Below are 6233 nucleotides of genomic sequence, written 5' to 3'. Positions count from 1 at the left end.
TTTTGAGCTTCTTATCCTCTATTGATGTGTTATGCTTACCTAAAAGCCCTTCTGCGCTTACCTAATCACTTCTCGTTTTCAGTGCGGCAAAGATACTGCCTTTTATCATTACAAAACAAATCTGATTGTCGTAAAAATGAAGATTGTGGGGAATATTATGCATAACTAACTAATATACTTAATTTTAAAACACACATAATAGTTATCCACAATGAGGAAAATGTTTTTAATACTGCCAAAAAGGATATCTTATCCCTTTTATACGCTGATAAAATCAATATAAAAGTAAAGATTTATATAGAATGACCAAGACCATAGCCCCGATAGAAGCGGTTACCCCGCAACTTGCAGGGAATAAGCCCTGGAGTGAGGAGTAGAAGCGAAGAGCGGGAAATGGCTCCTAGAAAAAATAATACCCTATCATTAATTAATAAAAAAGCAGAGTTTAATTACCCTGCTTTTGTTTATTATAAATTGTACTTAAAAATTCTGCGTAAGATTTTTCCAAGCCAATAATGTCTCCACTTTTTAAGTTTAATCCTCCTACTCCTGTATCATCAGATTTTATTTTGGTAGAAGAAATTTGAAAATACAGATTTTGCTCTCCTGCCTTTGGTTGTAATTTGATAGTTGAACCAAGAAGTTTTTTTGTAGAGATTGTGTAAACTTCTCCAGAAACTGTTTTTAGCAATAAATATGTTCTTGGAGATAAAACATAATCTTTTCTATTAATACTGATTCTTTGTTCTTTATCTGAAGAGGCAAATAAGTATAGGTTTCCAGTTTGCTCGGTCAATTTTTCTTTTGGTAAATAATATAAATTAATTTTATAATTTGAAGGATTGAAGTCAGCTGGAGAACCGTCAATATTTTCAAAGGGTTTCCAAGAAAAAGAGTTTGCTCCTATTTCTTTTGCTTTTTTATATATCAAAGAAAAAACATCAGCATCATTTTTGGAAAATCCCTGAACTTCTACTTCTCCAAGATACTCTGCATCTTTGGCTTCATTATCTATTTTATACAAAAATTTATCAGCATTGTCATTTGTCTTTTCCACTCTCGTCATATACACATTTTGAGCACTGAAAAGTTGAAAACCAAGAGCAAAAGCTACAATAATTAAATTCTTCATATCAAATTTTATTGAGACAGGATATTTATGCATTCTTCCAAGCTGTTTTCCCAATGTTTAGGTTCTATTTTGTAAGTTTCCTCTATTTTATCTAAACACATTGTACTTCTTTTGGGTCTTTTTGCCGGAGTTGGATACTGCTCTGTTGTTAAAGCATTCAATTTAACCGAAGATTTTGAAAACTCAGCTATCTTTTTTGCAAACTCAAACCATGTTGTTTCCGGATAGTTTGAAAAATGAAAAATACCAAATGTTTTGCTATCAGATTCTATGATAGCCATTATAGCTTCTGCGAGGTCATTTGCATTAGTTGGCTGACCATATTGATCCGCAACAATTCCCAGCTCTTCTTTTTGGGAGAACAAATTCAACATTGTTTTCACAAAATTCTTGTTGAACTCAGAATACAACCAAGAAGTTCTTAAAATAATTGTATTCGGATTAATTTCTAAAGCAAGTTCTTCTCCTTTTCGTTTTGATGCTCCATAAACGCCAATTGGATTCGTAAAATTATCCTCTGAGTATGAAATTTCTGTTTCTCCGTCAAATACATAATCTGTAGAAACATGAATAAGAACTGTTTTGTAATCAAAACATGCTTGAGCAAGATTGGCAACTCCATCAGCATTTACAGCAAAAGCTTTTTCTGCTTCTTTTTCTGCCAAGTCTACAGCCGTATAAGCTGATGCATTAATACAAAAATCAGGTTTATTGTCATAAAAGAAACTACTAATCTGATCTTCGCTTGTAATATCTAAAGTCTGGGAATCTGTAAAAATGAACTCATAGTCTAATTCAAAATTAGGAGCTATTTTTCTAATACAATTTCCCAATTGCCCATTACTTCCTATTACTAATATTTTTTTCATTATGAATTTTTTGCGTTATTAGATCTTAAAAATTTTACTCTTGACTGAAAATCCTTTTGTTCCAAATCAACATAAAACTTATAGAATGTTTCTTTTATATCTTCAGGGTGAATTTCGGATTTTCTGGTTTTCATATTAAAATAAATAACCGTAACCCACAAAACAGCATGAACAGTTTTTTCATCTAAACTTTTCATTAAAATCTCAACTTTGGAAGTTCTATCCTGTATATCGATTGTTTTACTGCTAATGACAACTTTGGTATTGTATCTTACTTCTCTTAAGTATGCAATTTCATTTTGAATTGCAATCCATGTGCAGCCAGTTTGTTTTGTATATTCTTCATAAGTAAAGCCATAAAAAGTTTCCACATGATCTTCTCTGGCATCAAACATATAATCCAAATATTTAACATTATTTAAATGACCAATTGGATCACAATCACTAAAACGAACTTTAACCGTCGTTGACACTTCTTTTTCCATTTGGCAAAAATAAAAAAACCACCTCTAAAAGAGATGGTAGATTTTATAAATGTTTGTTAATTTCTAAAAATTATTGAACACCTAATTCTTTTTTCACAGCTGGTGTAGCATCCGGACCTCCTTTGAAAACTAATGCAGAAGAATTAGCATCCATGATATAATCATATCCGTTTGCTTTAGCAACTTTCATTACAGCATCATTTAGCTTTTTCTCGATTGGTTCGTAAGCTGCATCTTGCTTAGCAATGAAATCTTTTTGAGCTTTATCGTTCATTTGTTGAATTTCTTCACCCAATTTTTTCATTTCTGCTTCTCTTGCTGTGTTCTCATCAGCTGTTTTCTTTGGAGCTTCAGCTTGATATTGTTGGAATTTAGTTTGAGCAGCATCTGTTTTCTTTTTAATTTCAGCTTGCTTAGTATCTAAGAAAGTTTTCAAATCTGCGTCTGCTTTTTTCTTTTCTGGCATACCGTTAAGTACAGCTGCAACATCTAAAGTAGCAATTTTTTGAGCTTTTGCCATACCTACTGATACTACCATCATTACTGCTGCAAATAATACACTTAATTTTTTCATAATTAGTAAATAAATAATTTAATTTGTTTTTAGATTTTAAATAAAGATAAAAGTTAATTCTAAATAATTACTTTTTACCTTTGGCACTAGTTTTCTCGTTTTTAGTATTTCCTTTTAGCAAGATATCTAAAACCTTGTCTGTATAATCATATCTAGATTGAAGGAAAATAACATTAACATTATTGGCTTTATCAAGAACTATGCCTAATCCGTTTTTCTCAGACATTGTCTTTATTGCTTCCCAAATCTGATCCTGGAAAGGCGTAACTAGGTTTGTTCTTAATTTTGTAATCTCTCCATTTGCTCCGAAACGTAGACTGGTAGTAGTTTTAATGTTTTTCTCCAAGTCCATTACCTCTTTTTCTCTAAGCTTCAGTTGTTCTCCAACTAATAATACTTTTTCATTTTCAAAAGCGGATCTTTTCTTTTCATATTCAGATTGTAGATTTTGAAGATCTGACTGCCAAGTATCAATCTGCGAATTTAATCTTGCTTCTGCTTCTTTATATTGAGGCAGTTTATCTAATATCGCTTCAGTATCTACAACCCCAATTTTCTGGGCATTGCTGAAACCGAACAGCAAAAATAATACAAATGTGATAACTATTTTAAAATTCTTCATATTAAATGAATTATAATGATTGATTCATCAAGAAATGTGTCTTCCAACCAGAAGGCTCAGTTCCAAGAACTGTTTTATCAAATCCGTAAGCAAAATCAAATCCTATTAATCCGAATGCTCCCATGTATACTCTTACCCCTACACCAACAGATCTTTTAAGCTGGAAAGGATTATAATTACCCCAAGAATTCCAAACATTACCACCTTCAGCAAAAGTTAAAGCATAAATTTTAGCTGTTTGATTTAATGAAATTGGATATCTAAGTTCTAATGTAAATCTGTTATAGATAGTTCCTCCTCCTTTTTGAGTAATATCTTCAGTAGTACCTCCATAAGTAGAAGCATTCTCATAACCTCTTAACGGGATAAGTTCTCTCCCATCAAATCTACCACCAAACAATCCTGTTCCTCCTACATAGAATCTTTCAAAAGGTGGTGCTCCTAATTGTTTGTTATACCCATCCATAAATCCCATTTCAGCAGAAGATCTTAAAACAAGTTTTCCGATAATTTCATTATAAACATCGGCTTTAAACTTGATTTTATAGAATTCCATCCACTTATATTTGTCCGTAGGTTTCATTGTAGAATAATCTTTATTTCCAAACAATGAATATGGTGGCGTTAATTTAGCCGAAAGTTCAATATTAGAGCCTACAGTCGGGAAAATCGGGTCTATACCCGCAGAGTTTCTGCTTAATCCTAAGTTGATACTGAAGTTATTCGCCGTTCCGTAATATTCTGTTGTATCACCAAATTCAAAAGGATAATTATTGAAGTCATACTTTTGATATTGAACTCCTGTATATAATGAGAAATAATCATCTGGCCACTTCAATAATCTATTAAGCCCAACTGAAGCTGAGAATATATTTAATTTCTGAGCATTTCCACTAATATCAGAATATTTAACTCTTGAATTGTTTAAACTTACAGAAAGTGCAGTAGGCCTTGTTCCAAATAACCATGGTTCTGTAAAAGATATACTATAATTTTGGAAATATTGTCCCGCCTGAGCTTGAATAGCTAATGTTTGTCCGTCACCTTGAGGTACAGGTCTAAAGTCTTTAAATCTAAGGAAATTTCTTAGTGAGAAGTTATTAAATGTTAATCCAAGGGTTCCAATAAAGCTATTACCTCCGTAGCCAGCCTGTAATTGTACCTGTGAAGAACCTTTTTCTACCAATTTCCAATTAATATCTACTGTATTATCTTGTTGATTCGGCTGGATATCCTGACCTATTTGTTGAGGATCAAAGAATGACATTCCCGCTAAATCAAAATACGTTCTTTTGATATCGCTTTTAGCAAAAAGATTTCCTGGTTTTGTTCTTAAAGCTCTAAGAATAACATGGTCATGAGTGGTTGTATTCCCCTGCCAAGTTACTTTATTCCAAGTTGCTTTTTCTCCTTCATTGACACGAATTTCTAAGTTTACAGCATCTCCATTTACCGATTTTTCAACAGGAGTAACATTAGAGAAAAGATAACCGTTGTTCATGTAAACTGATTTGATATCAGAGTCATCTTCCTTACCTCCGTCTTCTCCTACCTTTTTGTTGAAACCTACAGCATCATAAATGTCCCCTTTTTTGTAACCTAAAAGTCTTTGTAAATATTCCGTAGAGTAAACCGTATTCCCAGTAAATGTAACATCACCAATATAATACTTTTTACCTTCGTTAAGTTTTACATTGATTTCGTAGTTGTTTCTTTTATTTCTCCAAACAGAATCAGAAACAATAGCAGCATCTCTATAACCCAATGAATTATAGTAATTGATAAGATTGTGTTTGTCTTCCTGATATTTTTCTTCAATGAATTTTGAAGATTTCAAGATTCCTCCAATACCAAATCTCTTTTGTTTTGTTTCTTTGAAAGCTTTATTTCTAAGTTTTCTATCAGTAACACTTGTGTTACCTTCAAACTCAATATGATCAATCTTTACTCTTTTCCCTTTTTGTACTTCAATCGTCCAATCTACAAGGGCAGGATCATTAGCATTTACTTTATCCTGAATTGTAATCTTAGCATCAGCAAAACCTTTCTTTACGTAGTCTTTAGGGATATTTGTTTTAAGACTTGAAACTAAATTCTGTGTAATTTTAGTTCCAGGCTTTAAATTATTATCTTTTGCAAGTTTTTCATTTTTAGATTTACCAATTCCTTTTCCGGTAAATTTCACTTCTCCAAGTTCTTTCAAATCCTGAAGGTAGAATCTTAAAATGACAGTCTCTCCTTCAATACTTTGTACATAAACTTCTACTTCAGAAAAAGATTGAGTATCCCAAAGTTTTTTTACAGCATTGCTGATTCTCTGCCCAGGAATATCTACACTCTCTCCTTTAGTAAGCCCTGTAAATCTAAGAATTTGAGCTGGTGTATATTTTTTCACCCCATCTACAACGATGTCTTTAAGCACATAAGTTCCTGCTTGGCTTTCTGCATGCACAGCATTATTTACTTTAGTGCTGTCTTGTGGAGTTACCTGTCCATAAAAATGTGCAGAAGCAACAAACATAACGATGGGTAATAGTCTAAACTTCATTTT

At 32.3% G+C, this 6233-nt stretch carries 6 protein-coding genes; all 6 read right to left on the bottom strand.

What is annotated here, in order from left to right:
• Positions 1 to 445 precede the first annotated feature (445 nt).
• Positions 446 to 1132: a hypothetical protein gene (locus OH806_RS07080; RefSeq protein WP_264742969.1), complete on the bottom strand. Its 687-nt coding sequence runs from the start codon at positions 1130 to 1132 to the stop codon at positions 446 to 448.
• An 8-nt stretch (positions 1133 to 1140) separates the two neighbouring features.
• Positions 1141 to 2001, bottom strand: a complete 861-nt coding sequence (rfbD, locus tag OH806_RS07075) for a dTDP-4-dehydrorhamnose reductase (protein ID WP_264742968.1) — start codon at positions 1999 to 2001, stop codon at positions 1141 to 1143.
• Positions 2001 to 2486: an acyl-CoA thioesterase gene (locus tag OH806_RS07070; RefSeq protein WP_264742967.1), complete on the bottom strand. Its 486-nt coding sequence runs from the start codon at positions 2484 to 2486 to the stop codon at positions 2001 to 2003. Before OH806_RS07070 ends, rfbD begins: the two co-directional genes overlap by 1 nt.
• Before the next feature lie 70 nt (positions 2487 to 2556).
• Positions 2557 to 3060 carry an OmpH/Skp family outer membrane protein gene (locus OH806_RS07065; RefSeq protein ID WP_264742966.1) on the bottom strand — a complete coding sequence of 168 codons (504 nt, stop codon included), beginning with the start codon at positions 3058 to 3060 and terminating at the stop codon, positions 2557 to 2559.
• A 67-nt stretch (positions 3061 to 3127) separates the two neighbouring features.
• The gene (locus OH806_RS07060; RefSeq protein ID WP_264742965.1) at positions 3128 to 3682 is read right to left on the bottom strand and encodes an OmpH/Skp family outer membrane protein; all 555 of its coding nucleotides are present in this window, start codon (positions 3680 to 3682) and stop codon (positions 3128 to 3130) included.
• A gap of 10 nt (positions 3683 to 3692) precedes the next feature.
• Positions 3693 to 6230, bottom strand: coding sequence for an outer membrane protein assembly factor BamA (bamA, locus tag OH806_RS07055; RefSeq protein WP_264742964.1), 2538 nt, complete (start codon positions 6228 to 6230; stop codon positions 3693 to 3695).
• Positions 6231 to 6233 lie beyond the last annotated feature (3 nt).

Source organism: Chryseobacterium oryctis (assembly GCF_025971925.1).
Taxonomy (GTDB): Bacteria; Bacteroidota; Bacteroidia; order Flavobacteriales; family Weeksellaceae; genus Chryseobacterium; species Chryseobacterium oryctis.
Note: the sequence above shows the minus strand (reverse complement) of the source record. Positions and strands in the feature narration are given on the sequence as shown.

Bases quoted from the DNA above. Each gene is read 5' to 3' on its own strand.
- bamA (WP_264742964.1), bottom strand. From the start codon at position 6,230: ATGAAGTTTAGACTATTACCCATCGTTATGTTTGTTGCTTCTGCACAT.
- OH806_RS07070 (WP_264742967.1), bottom strand. From the start codon at position 2,486: ATGGAAAAAGAAGTGTCAACGACGGTTAAAGTTCGTTTTAGTGATTGT.
- rfbD (WP_264742968.1), bottom strand. From the start codon at position 2,001: ATGAAAAAAATATTAGTAATAGGAAGTAATGGGCAATTGGGAAATTGT.
- OH806_RS07060 (WP_264742965.1), bottom strand. From the start codon at position 3,682: ATGAAGAATTTTAAAATAGTTATCACATTTGTATTATTTTTGCTGTTC.
- OH806_RS07080 (WP_264742969.1), bottom strand. From the start codon at position 1,132: ATGAAGAATTTAATTATTGTAGCTTTTGCTCTTGGTTTTCAACTTTTC.
- OH806_RS07065 (WP_264742966.1), bottom strand. From the start codon at position 3,060: ATGAAAAAATTAAGTGTATTATTTGCAGCAGTAATGATGGTAGTATCA.